The organism is Chryseobacterium sp. MEBOG07, assembly GCF_021869745.1.
In the GTDB taxonomy this organism is placed as follows: Bacteria; Bacteroidota; Bacteroidia; order Flavobacteriales; family Weeksellaceae; genus Chryseobacterium; species Chryseobacterium viscerum.
Window position 1 is genome coordinate 4,158,572 of the sequence record NZ_CP084579.1, and the last position, 14,498, is coordinate 4,173,069.

The 14,498-nt window shown below is 39.1% G+C and carries 20 protein-coding genes; 15 read left to right on the top strand and 5 right to left on the bottom strand.

Features of this window, described 5'->3' with window-relative positions; translation table 11 throughout:
- Positions 1 to 4: 4 nt before the first annotated feature.
- Both LF886_RS19085 and LF886_RS19090 read right to left on the bottom strand, forming a co-directional pair.
- Positions 5 to 541 carry a hypothetical protein gene (locus tag LF886_RS19085; protein ID WP_236851151.1) on the bottom strand — a complete coding sequence of 179 codons (537 nt, stop codon included), beginning with the start codon at positions 539 to 541 and terminating at the stop codon, positions 5 to 7.
- Positions 542 to 1,277: 736 nt separating this feature from the next.
- On the bottom strand, positions 1,278 to 1,421 hold the full coding sequence (locus tag LF886_RS19090) for a hypothetical protein (protein WP_236851152.1): 144 nt from the start codon (positions 1,419 to 1,421) through the stop codon (positions 1,278 to 1,280).
- 572 nt (positions 1,422 to 1,993) lie between these two features.
- Between LF886_RS19090 and LF886_RS19095 the strand changes: the two genes are divergently transcribed.
- From LF886_RS19095 to LF886_RS19155, 13 genes are read left to right on the top strand one after another with little or no spacing between them, the layout of a single operon-like run.
- Positions 1,994 to 2,410: a single-stranded DNA-binding protein gene (locus LF886_RS19095; RefSeq protein ID WP_236851153.1), complete on the top strand. Its 417-nt coding sequence runs from the start codon at positions 1,994 to 1,996 to the stop codon at positions 2,408 to 2,410.
- A gap of 53 nt (positions 2,411 to 2,463) precedes the next feature.
- A complete protein-coding gene (locus tag LF886_RS19100; protein ID WP_236851154.1) occupies positions 2,464 to 3,537 on the top strand; it encodes a DUF932 domain-containing protein in 1,074 nt (357 codons plus the stop codon).
- Between the two features lie 53 nt (positions 3,538 to 3,590).
- Positions 3,591 to 3,758, top strand: a complete 168-nt coding sequence (locus LF886_RS19105; protein ID WP_236851155.1) for a hypothetical protein — start codon at positions 3,591 to 3,593, stop codon at positions 3,756 to 3,758.
- A 22-nt stretch (positions 3,759 to 3,780) separates the two neighbouring features.
- Complete coding sequence (locus LF886_RS19110; protein ID WP_236851156.1) at positions 3,781 to 4,230, top strand: hypothetical protein; 450 nt, start codon at positions 3,781 to 3,783, stop codon at positions 4,228 to 4,230.
- A gap of 19 nt (positions 4,231 to 4,249) precedes the next feature.
- Positions 4,250 to 4,747 carry a hypothetical protein gene (locus LF886_RS19115; protein ID WP_236851157.1) on the top strand — a complete coding sequence of 166 codons (498 nt, stop codon included), beginning with the start codon at positions 4,250 to 4,252 and terminating at the stop codon, positions 4,745 to 4,747.
- Complete coding sequence (locus LF886_RS19120; RefSeq protein ID WP_236851158.1) at positions 4,728 to 5,147, top strand: hypothetical protein; 420 nt, start codon at positions 4,728 to 4,730, stop codon at positions 5,145 to 5,147. The genes LF886_RS19115 and LF886_RS19120 overlap by 20 nt, the downstream gene beginning before the upstream one ends.
- 10 nt (positions 5,148 to 5,157) lie before the next feature.
- Positions 5,158 to 5,349: a hypothetical protein gene (locus LF886_RS19125; protein ID WP_236851159.1), complete on the top strand. Its 192-nt coding sequence runs from the start codon at positions 5,158 to 5,160 to the stop codon at positions 5,347 to 5,349.
- Complete coding sequence (locus tag LF886_RS19130; RefSeq protein WP_236851160.1) at positions 5,346 to 5,561, top strand: hypothetical protein; 216 nt, start codon at positions 5,346 to 5,348, stop codon at positions 5,559 to 5,561. The genes LF886_RS19125 and LF886_RS19130 overlap by 4 nt, the downstream gene beginning before the upstream one ends.
- 29 nt (positions 5,562 to 5,590) lie before the next feature.
- On the top strand, positions 5,591 to 6,076 hold the full coding sequence (locus LF886_RS19135; RefSeq protein WP_317207640.1) for a PRTRC system protein E: 486 nt from the start codon (positions 5,591 to 5,593) through the stop codon (positions 6,074 to 6,076).
- A 30-nt stretch (positions 6,077 to 6,106) separates the two neighbouring features.
- On the top strand, positions 6,107 to 6,325 hold the full coding sequence (locus LF886_RS19140; protein WP_236851162.1) for a PRTRC system protein C: 219 nt from the start codon (positions 6,107 to 6,109) through the stop codon (positions 6,323 to 6,325).
- A gap of 19 nt (positions 6,326 to 6,344) precedes the next feature.
- On the top strand, positions 6,345 to 7,529 hold the full coding sequence (locus LF886_RS19145) for a hypothetical protein (RefSeq protein WP_236851163.1): 1,185 nt from the start codon (positions 6,345 to 6,347) through the stop codon (positions 7,527 to 7,529).
- A complete protein-coding gene (locus LF886_RS19150) occupies positions 7,522 to 8,244 on the top strand; it encodes a prokaryotic E2 ligase family D protein (protein ID WP_236851164.1) in 723 nt (240 codons plus the stop codon). The genes LF886_RS19145 and LF886_RS19150 overlap by 8 nt, the downstream gene beginning before the upstream one ends.
- Positions 8,241 to 9,047, top strand: a complete 807-nt coding sequence (locus tag LF886_RS19155; RefSeq protein ID WP_236851165.1) for a PRTRC system ThiF family protein — start codon at positions 8,241 to 8,243, stop codon at positions 9,045 to 9,047. The genes LF886_RS19150 and LF886_RS19155 overlap by 4 nt, the downstream gene beginning before the upstream one ends.
- Positions 9,048 to 9,401: 354 nt before the next feature.
- Here LF886_RS19155 and LF886_RS19160 read toward each other — a convergent pair whose 3' ends face one another.
- Positions 9,402 to 9,782 (bottom strand): hypothetical protein, encoded by a 381-nt coding sequence (locus LF886_RS19160; RefSeq protein ID WP_236851166.1) that lies wholly within the window; start codon positions 9,780 to 9,782, stop codon positions 9,402 to 9,404.
- Between the two features lie 126 nt (positions 9,783 to 9,908).
- On the opposite strand from LF886_RS19160, the gene LF886_RS19165 reads away from it, so the two are divergent.
- Together LF886_RS19165 and LF886_RS19170 are read left to right on the top strand one after the other, a co-directional pair.
- Complete coding sequence (locus LF886_RS19165) at positions 9,909 to 10,769, top strand: LytTR family DNA-binding domain-containing protein (RefSeq protein ID WP_236851167.1); 861 nt, start codon at positions 9,909 to 9,911, stop codon at positions 10,767 to 10,769.
- Between the two features lie 572 nt (positions 10,770 to 11,341).
- Positions 11,342 to 11,650 carry a hypothetical protein gene (locus LF886_RS19170; RefSeq protein WP_236851168.1) on the top strand — a complete coding sequence of 103 codons (309 nt, stop codon included), beginning with the start codon at positions 11,342 to 11,344 and terminating at the stop codon, positions 11,648 to 11,650.
- A gap of 48 nt (positions 11,651 to 11,698) precedes the next feature.
- Here the strand turns inward: LF886_RS19170 and LF886_RS19175 are convergent, their stop codons facing one another.
- Both LF886_RS19175 and LF886_RS19180 read right to left on the bottom strand, forming a co-directional pair.
- Positions 11,699 to 13,036 (bottom strand): TlpA family protein disulfide reductase, encoded by a 1,338-nt coding sequence (locus LF886_RS19175; protein WP_236851169.1) that lies wholly within the window; start codon positions 13,034 to 13,036, stop codon positions 11,699 to 11,701.
- A gap of 61 nt (positions 13,037 to 13,097) precedes the next feature.
- Positions 13,098 to 14,489: a RagB/SusD family nutrient uptake outer membrane protein gene (locus LF886_RS19180; protein ID WP_236851170.1), complete on the bottom strand. Its 1,392-nt coding sequence runs from the start codon at positions 14,487 to 14,489 to the stop codon at positions 13,098 to 13,100.
- Positions 14,490 to 14,498 lie beyond the last annotated feature (9 nt).

Sequence of the window (14,498 nt, forward strand, 5' to 3'; positions counted from 1 at the left end):
GCGATTACCTTTTAGTGATGTTTTTACTGAAGATTCTTCCGTCTTTCAGAGTAAACCGCAGTACGTATACGCCCCAGTCATAGCCCGTCATGTTAATTTTCAGCTGCCTGTTAAGGCCGGGGATATTTTGTTGCTGAAATTTCCAGTGGACTGTACTATGCTGATATAGAGAGACCGACTCGATAAGTTTGTCTGTTTCTTCTGTCCAGTCGATGGTAAGAACATCATTTACCGGAACCGGATAGAGTCTGATCTGCTTCCAGAATGTTTTTTCATCAATAGCCGGAGCCTGTTCAATTGAAGACGTTTTTGAAGTAGTTCCTGACAAAGCCGAAGTTTTTAGCTTAGGATCTGCTTCAGGACCGCGGTACTTTTGATTCCCGGCTTCGTCATATTTGAAGTAGACTTCGGTTTGGGAATATCCCCAAAAACCAGTCAGTACGCAAAGTAAAGGAAGAACTTTCCTTTGCAATAAAATTTTCCGAGCCGACATGCCCGAAGTGGTACACACCGAAGGCGTACCCAAATAAAGTTTTTTCATTGTGTTTTGTTGTTAGTGAAAAGTAGATCTGATTCCCCGAATGGGAAAGACCGTTGTTTTTTGCGACAGGATAAGATTTATCCTGAAAGATAGAAGGCTTTCATATTGCTATTAAAAAATGGTGATTTAGCCTGATTAAAAAATCAGGATCTCTATGATTAGTCTACAAAGACATTAAGGCTAAAAGCCCTGCACAGAAGAAAGGCAAAAATACTTTAGCGTGCATGCAAAGAAATTAAACATTGAACTACTTAATTTCTATTCTCTCATTATTATAAATATTCCTTAAGCGAATTTACACGCTATATTGTTTTGAAGCAATCTGTAGGATCACGAAGATTCATTTACGGAGCGATAATCATTACTGTTAGAGTATTTCCTGGCTTGTTGTAATTTTTCGCTCTGAATCGAGCTTCCCGTGATCAGGTACTGCTGATCTAGTGTAGTGGTGACCTGGCTCAAAAAATCCTGGGTGGAGGATTTGATGTCTTTTTGCCATGTCACATCCGATTCCTGAGCGGATAAACTCAGGATTGTGCATAAGTTAAATGCACTGAGATAATTTTTTATCATAAACTTGTGTATTTGACTGTTTAAAAATATTATTAATAATTAGAATACATCATCCGTAAAAACCCCATATTTTCATTAATTTTTCTTAACACATATATATTTTTGTTCAATGTGTTATACCATATGGCAAAGCTATACCCGCATAGCGCCAAAACCTGTCGTATTAAAATAGAAGTGGAGATACTCTTTCTTTTTTTATTGCTGCAATGAGAATCGGAAGTATCTTTTTGCTCCCAATGATGGTCTCATCACCTGCTACAGCACCCAGCGGTGCAGCACAGCACACACCTTTCATAATAAATGTCATTTCTTTCACAAAGGCAAATGGTTAGTAATGCTTACTTTTTTCCTTTATATCAACTTTTACAACTCTGCTCTCCCTTTAGAAAAATTCCTGTCTGTATATCACATAAAGACTCTTCATCCGCTAAAAAATAGAATTTCGAAATGAAAGGCCTGTTTCTTAAATCAACCAGAAACATTTCCCTTAGGGACATTGCCATTACTTTCCATTTTCCTTATTGCCTCAATCATACATTCTTATACTCTTCTTGATATCCGCTTCTTCGCGGTCATAATAATCACACGACAGTAGTTAGGGTGGGAGATTTTCCAAGGCGAAACGGATAAAAAGGCAGCTAAGGTATTATGGGCACCTGCCGCACCAGGCTAGCAAAAGACTACGGCATAAACGGTTTCCTCCCCTAAAGGGTACCCCTCCAATTATTCCGTTTCCTTTTGACTTTACGCCCTGCCCATACCTTTTAGCGGCTTTCTTTTTTTCCGTTTTTTCTTTTGGAAAATTTTTTTGAAGGAAGGAAGAAAGGAAGGGAAAAAAGAGCAAAGCTAACAGGATTGTATAACACAAAAACAAAGATTATGAACATTATCGGAAGATTGACACGCGATGCGGAAGTACGCACAGTGTTACAGGACAAACAAGTAGTAAATTTCTCAGTAGCCACTAACGACAGCTACAAAAACAAACAGGGTGAACGTGTAAAGCAAACGACCTATTTCGACTGCGCCTATTGGATAAGCCCCAATGTTGCAAAAATGCTCACCAAAGGCACACTTGTAGAACTATCAGGACGAGTGTACGCAAGGGCATGGCAAGGTAGTGACGGACAAGCTCATGCAGGGCTTAACTTCCATACCTCCCAAATCAAACTGCATGGAGGTGGTTACGGTAAAAACTCCGAAAACCCTGAAACCTCGCAAGATTCACAATACCCCACTACCCCACAGGACAACGAGTTTACCAATATGGGAGCAGATGACGACCTACCATTCTAACATCAATCAATTAATCAATTCAATCAAATTTTTAACACTAAATATTCAATATCATGGCACATAATTTAAATTTCAACAACAGAACAGGAAAATATTCATTTTTCAGTGTAAAGGAAAAAGCTTGGCATAATCTAGGGCAGATCGTAGAAAGCTATCCCACAAGCGCCGAAGCTATCAAACACGCAGGTCTCGACTACGAGGTTCGCAAAAAACCTGCCTTTATCAAAGGAGAAGGTCTATCACTAGGCCAGAACGGAGAGGTTATAGAAGGAAACGATATTATAATCCCTGACCGCTTTGGTACATACAGAAGCGACACCAACCAAGCTTTTGACACGGTGGGGAAAATCTATCAGATCGTACAGAACAGCGAAGCCTTTGCTTTTTTCGATGCTATTGTCGGTGGTGGTGACGGAATCCTCTACGAGACTGCAGGAGCTTTAGGTAATGGGGAGCGTATTTTCATTACCGCCAAACTACCTGACTATATTCGTGTAGGTAACGGGGATGACGTGACCGAAAAGTACATCTTCCTCACTAATTCGCACGATGGTAGCGGAAGTATTACCGCAGCATTCACCCCTATTCGCATCGTTTGCCAAAATACCCTTAACGCTTCACTCCGTAATATGAGCAACGTGGTGCGCATCCGTCATACTTCGGGAGCAAAGCAACGCTTAGAGGATGCTCATAAAGTAATGGGATTAGCCAATAAGTTCAGTACAGAACTGGAAGGAATCTTTAATCAGTGGGCAAAAGTTAAGGTCAATGACCACGAAGTAAAAAAGCTCATTCAATTAGCCCTATGCCCTAATAAAGAAACCCTGCAACACCTGCAAAAAGGCAATGAAGACGAAATTTCAACCGTATTTAAAAATACTGTAGAAGATGCTTTTGCCTATGCCATGATCAGCGACACCCAACAAATGGACACCACCAAAGGGACATTGTTCGGAGCCTATAATGCGGTGACAGGCTACTATCAGAATGTCCGCGCCTACAAAGATGATGAAGCCAAATTGCAATCCATTGTGATGGGTGGAACCGCCCAATTAAAATCGCAAAAAGCATTTGAACTATGTACAGCCTTCGCCCTAGATGGTGCAGAAATATTCAATCTTAATTAACCAATCACAGGCAACCGCCAGACAAGGTGGTTGCCTTTATCAACCAAAATCAAATGACCATAGAAATTTATGTAGCGACCCTTACCCATGATAACGGCAAAATATGTCTGACAGTAGTCTCGCTCAGTGGTGAGCAGGGAGCAAAAGAACAGATCATGAAAACGGAAGGATGCCCCGAAAGTGCGATCCTGAAAATAGAAAAAATCAACAGCAAAAATTAGTATAACCAAAATTAGTAACGATATGAAAGCAATAGAACAAATGTTTAATACTGAAAAGGGGAAACTTTTGGCGGGCTTATTTCCACAAGAGATACCCAATATTACCCTTTTCATAGAGCAGGAAACACTGCGCTTCCTAAGCAATGAAGAACTTTTTAAAAGCCAGTGGAAGCAGGGTTTAATTACGAGTAATTTGTGGTTCGATCTCGTTAGAAATGTTGAAAAAGCTGTAAAAAGATACGGAAACAAATTCCGTAAAAATCACAATCTGTTTAGAGACCAACTATTTGACAGTTACGATGCCCTGTTTACAATCAACAGCCTTATAGAATATTCATTGACAAAGGACTGTAATCATCGGTTAAAACTGGCGATACACCTTCTTTTTGGAGAAGATCCATTTATAGCATCCGTATCCAAAAAAACAGCTCAAAACAGCAATACACAAAAGGCTGACAAAGAACAGCAATAACCATTTAAAATATATCATAATGAGAGTATCAACTCAACCGACACAATACCTATTGTTGAAAGCGAGAACCAACAGCAATTGGGATACGTGTGATTTTGCAATCATTCATATCTCAGAGGACTGGAAAAAAGACCTCCAAATTAGGCTCAACTCAATTGAGCCATTTACAGAAGATCCGATGTTTATTTCAATGGCTTACTATGATACAGGGGTAGAATTTTACAAAGATGATAACGAAACAATACCCGATTCAGCAGAACCATTGAAAGATAAAGCATGGTCATTTATCATCACCAATGAAAAAGAAATTGATGCACTTCCAATTCCTGAAAACTGTCTGGACTGTCACGAGCTTGTGATCAATGCAGACGGCACTGCCTACTATAGAGCTTACGGAAAATATACGGGTGAGCAATTTTGGACAGATCATTTTTCTATTCAAAAAATCATTGATGCTTTAAACATTGAAAATTTTGAACAATACACCAACGGAAAATATGAAAATAGGAATCATTAAATACAGAAAATATGAAGAACGGGTTTTATTAAACGAACATTTCATTATTGATGATCTATTCAAAATTATCCTTAGTGACCGTGATTTTGAAAAATTTCAGATTATCGACCAGAGCGGAAATCTGCTACTGTCTACACAGTTTAATGAGACGGGGAAAGCCGTAGAATATCTTACAATTCTACAAGTGAAAAGGGATGAGGAAATTTTAGGAACAACTTTCAATATCTACAACAACCCTCAGTTCACATACAAAACAAAAGTAACATGGACAGTCAACGGCGGAATATACAAAACCAAGAAAAAAGCCCAAAAATATGCCGACAGAATTAATCATAAAGCAAAGCTTCTTATTGTAAAACTTATAGACCGCCAAAATACAGAGAACAGCAGTCACCATTAAAACCACACGCATGAAAATCATTGATATCAATGGTTACCCTATCGAGATAACCGACCTAAACGAGGCCATTAAAATGGCTAAACAATGCAAAACTTATCAGCACGAGGATAAACGTTTTGAAAACCTTGACAGAAGATTAAATGCCTATTGGACGGACTTCCACGAAAAATTACTCAAACTTAAATCAAAACAGACATCATGAAGAGTGTAACACATACAACAGAATATAAGGCACTGAGCATCATTGCCCGCATAGTCAAGGATTTTGAGAAGCTTCATTTTTTAGTTGTGACAGAAAAGGACTCCGCTGGTATCTCCTATGCCAGAGACCTGTTGGAGAGTATTATTCATACCAATGGATACAAAATTAATTACGGTAGAAATAAAAAACCTCTTTTAAAATTAAAATCATGAATATCAATTTTTTCAGCCAACTCGCCCAAATGAATCTAACAGGTGATTTGCAAATCACCATCAGACAGGGCACAGAAGACAATTGGATCGTAGCAGTTCTGCTCCAAAATAATACATGCGGGGATGATGCTAAAAACATCATTCCTCCTTTAACCCTTCGGGGAACAGCCGAGGAACTCGATAACGGTTTTTTTGAAAATATTACTGCGCCTATACAGTCTGCTTCGGGACTTATGGTAGGCATGGAATCCTTTATGAAGCAATTGGAAGAAGCCAAAAAGCATTCGGCAATGGAAAAGGAGAAAGCCGATAGGGAGAAAAAGGAAAAAGAAGCAAAGGATAAAAAGTACAATGACGCTCTACAAAAAGCCGAGCAATTGGAGAAAGAGGGCAAATTTAAGGACGCATGGACAGCACTGCCCAAAACATCTGAATATCCTGAATATACAGAACAGCTCCGCAAAAAACAGTCCGTCTATGAACATCACTTTGCCCCTAGCCTTTTCAATGAGTAACCCTATTATATAACCCAAAAATCTAAGATTATGTTATTAGCCACGCAATTAGAAAGAATATTCCTATTTAAAGATAAAGGTCAGGAGATTAAACTGACCGACCCTGAGCCAAAATGGAGCGTAGAATCGGTATTGAACTTTTATACCAATACCTATCCCCTACTCACCACCGCCAAAATATCAGCCCCAAAAATCAAGGATGATACCGTAGAGTATCATTTTGAAAGTGTGATGGGAACTAAAGGTTAAATTTTTAAACAATACAACGATGAATTATGCAACAACATACCCTATCGGGAACAGTTCAGCTCCCCGAAGAAAAACAGCAAAGGCAACTCCACCGACAGTTAACAGAGTTCGCCCAATGGATGAAACGACCAAAAGATGCAGGAGAAATCAAAAAAGACCAAAGGAAGTCAGTTCCTCTAAGCATGCTCCCAACGGTTTTCTAAAAACCACGTTTCTGCCAAAACTGAAAATAGAACAATCCGTACAGACTGATAAGGAATCAAGAAAAACGGAAAGGGATTTTTACAAGTCCCTTTCCAGACTGGCAGAGCATTATCAGATTCAGCCCGTACCAATACAGGATTTTGAATACCCCTATAATATTGCCCTTTCTATTTCAGATATTCAGCAGAAACTCAAAAACAAGGTTGCCCTTTGGGATTCTATTCAACTGGTACAGGAGGGTACAAAAACCTTTCTTGTCAGTGAGGAACGATACAACACCTGTTCTAATCTGTATTATATTCCGGTGATTCCCCTGTTCCTTATGCTAAAGGAAAAGCATAAAAAGCAATCCGCCCACCTTCTGCTATCGGTGTGCAGTTATCTCTATCATCATGCTGATATTCCGTATTACAGACAGGAAGACTCCTATCTCAACTGGCAGTATGAAATACTCGCTGATTGGATTGAACAAGATGAGGAGAACGCTGAAACCATCGATACCATAGAGACCAATAATGAAATCAGGCAGGCGCAGTGGATTGGTGACCATATGGAACAGAAGTTATTCAATCTTAAAAATCTGGAAGTATTTAAAGAACGTCTGCACCAATTTCAAAGCAAAGACGATTTTGAAAGGGAATGTTTTAAGGTGGCTACAAAAGCCCATGAACTCTACGAACTCTATCCCGAAGAAAGGTTTTTCAGAAATGCCAAAGCCACCGAATGGGAGCATGAAGACCATGAGAATGACAATATCCTCACCATTGAAAAATACATTTCATTCTATGCCCATCATAAAGGGTGGCTTTCCAGCAGTCTTTTTGAAATGGTGAATAATGAGTTTGGAGAATATGGAGACATAGAAGAACCTGTCATAAAAAAATGTTTTGACGGCAGACCATTAATCAGTAACAGCCTTGATTTTGAAGAGCGCTTATTTACGGTACTCGATGACCTTATTTACTTACTCAGCACCTATACCCTTAAAAGCAATGAATAATCAAACCGACCTAACAGACAATTTTGGACCATTATATTATCCGAAAAGTGCCCTTGTATTCTATGAAACAAAGGGAACAAACACTGATGGATATATAGAGAGTTTTGATATGGATAAAAACGGCCATCTGATCAATGCTCATCCTTTGACAGTGAGAGAAGCCAATCAATTAGCGAAATCTTTAAAAGTAAGGGAGGAAAAAGAGTCCTTTCTAAAGCCACAGGGTATTATGGGAAGAAATATTTTGCAGATTGACCCCATCCATAATGGTGTAGTAATTTGGTTTACAAAAGCCATGAGCAGGGAAATGTTTTTTGTCGAAAAATTGGAAATCCCAAATGGTAAAGCCAATGTTCCCGCAATGCTATGGGTGGCTAACCGAAACAAACTTTTTGTATATGCTCTGTCAACAGACAGAAGACCGACAGAAAAAACAACGCTTTTCCATGCTCCCTACTTCAATGTGTATGAGGATGGCGCAGTATGTATGGGAACGGTTGATGTCAGGATTAAGAAAACCGCGTCACTCGAAGAATTTACAACCGCTTGGGAAGAGTATTTTTTCAATTCCTATTTCAGCCACCTGATGCAGGATCACAACCCTATCAAAGGAAATTGTGTCAGTCTTTGGAAAAGACTCATCAATACCAATGACCCATTTCCGAAAGATGTACTCATAAAATCAAGCAGAACCTTAAAAGATTTACTACGATGAGAACAACAGAAAAAACGAAAGTCCATTTTACAGATCATTATCTTATCAATCCCACCAATCCTATTGAAATAAATCTTTTCGGGGCTGGTGGTACAGGATCAAAAGTCTTGACAGGACTCATGGAAATGAACCACAGCTTAATTGAATTGGGACACGCAGGACTGTTTGTCCGTCTATGGGATGACGATATCGTAACACAGGCTAATTTAGGAAGACAACGCTTTGCAGAGTGTGAGATGGACTTATATAAATCAGTTGCTTTAATCAACAGAGCCAACCGATTTTCCGGAACCAATTGGAAGGCTGAAACCGCTAAATTTGAAAGAACTCCTTTAGGGAAACTGCCCGAACACGCATCTGCCACGATATTCATATCGTGTGTAGACAACGTAAACTCACGTTTTGAGATTGCCGGGATGCTGGGTGAACTCAGCAGTGGCAGGTTTTATCATAACAAACCAAAGTATTGGATTGATTATGGCAACAGCAAACACACAGGACAGGTAATATTATCCACCATTGGAAATATTAAGCAACCCAATTCCGAGAAATACGAAACGGTAGCCAATCTGCCCTATATTACCGAAGAATTTGGAGAAGTCCTCAGAGCGTCCGAAACCGAGGATGATACACCAAGCTGTTCACTGGCGGAAGCTTTGGCAAAGCAGGATTTATTTATCAATGCAACGTTGGCTCAAATGGGTTTATCACTATTGTGGAGCTTATTTCGCAACGGACTCACTGAAAACAGAGGATTTTTCCTGAATCTTAAAGAGTTCCGCTCACAGCCTTTAAAAGTCTAAAAAAATAAAGCCCGAAAAATATCGGGCGGCACAAAGACAATCACTCCCGATGTTCGTGGACGTCTTTGTGCGGGGAAAGCGGTGCAACACCATTCGCCAATATTTCCTTATCCCATCACCCAATTCTTCCTCCCTGGAAATTTACCGAATACCGTTGCGGGTTCTTGGCGGGGATATTTCATATATCCCAGGTGTTTTTTGTATTCACTTCTTTTCTTTCCCAATAAAGGTGGCGAAAGAAAAAGAAGCAAAAGAAAGCCACCCGGTTATATCGGATCTTAACTATTTGGATACCCCATAGGAGGTATGGGAAATCCAACAACTTATTATTGATTCTGATCTTAATGTACTCTCCTACTGATAGCTGATTGTAAAAGTGAGCATACCGGAAATAACACTTTCGCCAGTTCCATCTGATTTTATCGAAATAGTGCTGCTGGAGCCTATCCATTTTGCATAGCGGGAAACTTCCGGTGGTATAGGAGAAACAAGTTTGATCTCCAACCGATGTAAAAAGCAGAAAGAACACTGTTCTCCGTAATATACTGATGCCTCTTCTTTGATTGCTGCAAGAAAAGTTAACTGGTTTTCAGTGAGGGTGAAATGGTCTTTCATCCAACCTTTAAAATCGAGTTTGATTGCCTTTGCCTGGGTAGACAAGGCGGCATTCGTTAGTCCATATAATTGGTTGAGTATAGTATCAACACCCAAGGGTGAAAATGGGAAAGATGTCATGACATGAAGTTTTAAAGTTATTAGATTATAAGACTGATTAACACAAAGTTAATAAAAAATAGTTTTTGTATATTGGTTTCTTTAATATATTTCACTTAAAAGTGTAATACAAAAACTATTACAACCATGGAAACCATAGCTTATAACAACAAAAGGCTACGTATTATTTGCGCATTTGCAGCATCTGTTTACATCCTTTTTCACGGGCGATCCATCAATTTAGTAGAGGCTTTCACATCTAAAGGCTTTTACCTGGCATTTGCTGCCAGTTTTTCCATATCACTCATATTGGTGTATACCGTACATCGCATAACAGTCTGGCTGGATCAAATATCCGCTTGGAGAAATGAGCCAATAAAACGTTCCTTATTGCAGTTCTTACTGGGTGTTATCCTGCCTCTTTCAGCTGATCTGTTGCTTATTTCCATCTACTTTCATGCTATGCAGCAGAATATAGTAGATAATGATTTTTTACTTATAGACTTTCCCCTTATTGTTTTCTTTATCATTTTGATGAACCTTTATTACCTTATACACTATCTCCTGCTCACAGAGCCCAAACCAACCATTGAGTATATTGATGAAATTGATCAATATAACGAAGATGTTGGAAATTCGGAATTGTCCGGACTGACGATTGATCATAGCGGACAGCACCTGCAATTCGATGTGCCGCAGGACATTTTGTGCTTTTACCGTGTTGGAAAATTGGTAAAAGCCTTTACCACTCATGGCAATGAATACGTGGTCAACATTTCGCTTTCCAATTTGGAAGAACGATTCAGCACGGTCCATTTTTGCATGATCAACAGATCCGTGCTCATTAATTGTAAAACGATCCGAGGATATGAAAGTGCGGAAAAACGAGATATCTTTAAAATCATTTTTAAACCCCAGTTCGCTGATATCGTAAAGACTTCGAAAGACAAGAATTTTTATATTACCAAAGAATATTTGACCGCATTTCGGGCAAGATTCAACAGCTAAAACCAACAAAATGCATCTTTTTATATATTTCTCATACCCAAATTTTGTATGGTTCATGCCTTATTTTTGTATGGTTCATACCCATTTTTTGTAGGTTTCATGACTTTTCGATGGTTTACCTATTGCTTTATATTACTGAACCTCAATACATTTGCCTTGTAACCATGAACTACTCGCAGCAGCCGCTATCATCACATTAAAAAAATAAAAACCATGTAAAAGATAAACAACTTTCTTAAGCGTACTCTACTACGCGGCCAATGAAAATATCCCAAGAAATTGTAAGCTACCCCTTTATAAAGTGACTACAACAAAGATGTAAGAATCTCCCTGAACGCTACTGGTCAGGGAAAGGCTCTAAATAGTCTACTGACAGCAGAGCAGGATCGTAACAGCAGAAGTTTGTTCTGGCTGGCACAACAGATTCCTTCGGGAATAAATCCGGTACTATCCGTCTAACCCAAATCAGATCGTAAAAGTAAACCATAGGCAGCCACCATTGCCCGTGCCTTTTCGCTCTGTTCACCGGCAGTAATTTTATTGCCAAATCAATAATTTTTAAAACAAATACAATGAAAACACTGAAAATCGCCGCTGCAGCATTAATTATTGCTGGAGGCACATTTGGAGCTTTTGCATTTACAAAAGCTGAAAAAACAGAAAAAAAGGGAAAGCTCACAAACTACACTTTTGTGCACCCAAACCACAATTCAAGTTTAGCCAAATCCCAATTTATCTACGATCCTACACCAGGGAATTGCAGTACGTCATCCAATGTATGTACCGCAGTCTGGTCACAGTCTGAAGTACCGACAGAAGGTGAAAGCCCATCTTCAGATGCAACACTGATATCAATGTCAACAGGTAATTACACTCCTTAAAGGAAGTGAGAGGCTGTTCCGAAGTTCAGGACAGCCTCATTTCATCTACTATCTGTCTTTTATAACCAGGATATCAATGGATCTCTCACCTTCTATAAAGGCAAGACCATACTTTGCAAGTTCTTTGTTAACTGCTTTTATATCGGACATTTTGCAGTTGAGCTCAATATCAACGTTTTTTTTATATTGGGTCTCATTAACAACATTAGTCCCTGATTTTTGCCAAAAATATTCCAGTTGCGAAACAAGACGGCTAAGGGGAAGATTACGTTGCGAATAAGAATAGGCATCATGCTTTTCAAATGATTCCCCACCTGCAGTTACCAGCTTACTACCATTTCCCTTCATGGCGAGAATGCTGCTTGGGACTTTTCTTTTTTCCAGAACAGCCGTAATCCCTAATGGTTTGGCAAACAATCGATCAAGATCATCCCTTACCAGTTCAATCTTTCTGTCCCAACCCTTAACATTTTTCCAGATGAGTTCATAGCAGTAACCGTTTGCCCTTAACCAGTTATTATACTCTAAACCACTTGTGTAATTAATCAGTCTGTTTCTTTTAAGAGAATCCTTGACTTCAATTACATAGCGGTTCTTATTCCAGAAAGCCAGTGTATTGGGTTTGGATGTAATCCCGAAAAAAAATTGATACATGTTCATCACAGAATAATTCATCACTAAAAAGTGATTCGTATTATTATAAGCCCCTCCGGAAATTCCCGGAATAAACTTGGCTGCAACAGATTGAACCAGGATATCATCTTGTTCAAGAGGGATGATATTGATATTCGCAGAATCAGTTCCTATGATGGGAATTCCGGTGATAAAGACAGGGTTTGCCTTATTAACATTCTTCTCCAAGATTCCTATTGAATTTTTTATTGTTCTCTGATCATCATCGAGAATATTTTCTATGTTTTCCTTTGTTATTTCTTTAGCTTCTGTCATAGCAACAACTTTTCCCTTACCATTGATCCATACATAATAGGGAATTTCCATATGGGGGAATAAAGCATGAAGCTGCTTATCATTAGTTACAGTAGGAACTGTAATGCCTTTATTGACATTCAGTTTTTTCAAAAAAGATTCAACTGTATTTCTATCCTGATAGCTAACAGGAAGAAATTCAACCTTTCCCTTAAATAGTTTTTGCAGCGAGTCAGTTTTTGGAAACATGCTGATGCAAGGGCTGCACCAGGTTGCCCAGAAATCAAGGACCAGCAATTTTCCTTTGAAATCTGATAATCTAATGTTAGGCGATCTGTAATTGATAATATCGCCAATAACCATATCGGGAACACCATCACCGATAGCCAAAGGTTTGATTTGTGTATAGCCGGCAAAATTGGCCAAAACCAATAGTAAAGCAGTTATTGAAATTTTCATTTTAGTTGTATTAAAATTGGAACAATGGGGCTTTTCAGCACCCTTATATATTCTTTAAATCTTAGCGCGGATTTTGAACAAGACCACTTAATCTTACTTCATCCGGTGGAATCGGAAGTGTATATTTATTATCATTAGGCAAAAGTGTGTAGACCTTCCCATTAAGATCACGGGTTAATGATATGGCAAATCGCGGATCTGTATTTAAACGCTTTAGATCATGCCATCGGTTCCCCCTAAACACCAGTTCCTTTCTTCGTTCTGTAATAACTTTTGACAATGCATTTTCTGCATTAGTAGCAGTGAAGGGGATAAATGTGCCTGTTTTCCATCTTTTTGCCAGAAGTATATTCAGGCTCTCCATAGCTGCCGATGTATTATTTTCTCGGGCATAACACTCCGCTTTTATCAAATACATTTCATCAGTAGCCAATCCTCCGAAAAGATTATTATCCCCGCTATAGCTTGCGTTTCTTGTTATCAGACCGGATACATTTTTAAATAAAATGGTTTTCCGTAAATCATTAGCATCGTAAGCATTGTATAATTGAGGGTCAACAATTAAAACGGATGCATTCTTATCAAAACCCGCATACAATGCCAGATTATGGTGGTAAACCACCTCTTTATTAAAACGAGAAATCGGAATGACTGCCACCGAATCCAGGGTATTAAAGTCCAATAATTCAGCGTTTAACCGAAGACAGGAATCTGCATACTTAAGAGCAAGGTCGTATTGGGCTGTATGTAGGTACACTTTACTCAGAAGTGCATAAACAGCACATTTACTTCCTCTTGTAACATAAGCCGGTTGATCTGGTAACAGCGTTTTAGCGGTTAACAGATCAGCGATAATCTGATCATAAGTTTCCTGAACCGTCGCTCTTTGTGTTTTAGTATTGATATTGGAATTCAGGCGTAAAGGAATTCCAAGGTCTCTGGTTGCAGACCCCCGATCATAGGCTTTGGCAAAGTCCTGTACAAGGTTAAAAAAATCATAGGACCGATAGAAAAGTGCCGTTCCCTTAACCTGATTCCATTGAGTTTGATCCTGTGGCTTTGCTGAAATATGGGAAATTCCTTCCAAAACGATGTTGGCGTATAATATTCTTTTATAACTGTTATTCCAGTCAAAGCCCGGTTCCCCCACAAAGAGGTCAGAATCCCATACATAGGCACTTCGTTCCTGCAGTAAAGGCAGCGCTTGCCATGCGTTGTATTCGAGCTGAAAGTCTCCGGCACCCATTTCGGATAAGGCCGGTTGGTTGAAATTGAAGAGCTGACTGACGGTGTTATTATCAAGAATAGCCTGGAAGTCTTCGATAGATGTTGGAACGACAAGTGCTTTATCGGGTTTGGCATCCAGCCATGATTTTTTGCAGGACTGCAACAGAACAGCGATAGTCAAAACCACCAAGACCATGTTACTTCTGTATATTGTTATTTTTTTCATGATGATCAT